Below are 207 nucleotides of genomic sequence, written 5' to 3'. Positions count from 1 at the left end.
GCATGGCTTCCAGATCTCAATGAGCGGAACAGGAAACTGCTTTGACAACGCCGCCGTGGAAACCTTCTTCAAAACGATCAAGGCTGAGTTGTTGTGGCAGAAATCATGGACCTGCCGGAGACTGTCCGGAATTCTGTGCCCTGGCGTGGTAGCTCTGAGATGAGGAGACCCACGTATGAGCATCGACAAAGACCTTTTGGACCAGCT

1 pseudogene is annotated in these 207 nt (G+C 52.7%); it reads left to right on the top strand.

The annotated features are described in order from the left end of the window. Positions 1–121 (top strand): annotated as a pseudogene (locus ACXAIC_RS24940) (IS3 family transposase); the annotation flags it as partial. Between the last annotated feature and the right edge of the window lie 86 nt (positions 122–207).

Source organism: Roseibium sp. AWQ4_254, assembly GCF_056161025.1.
Note: the sequence above shows the minus strand (reverse complement) of the source record. Positions and strands in the feature narration are given on the sequence as shown.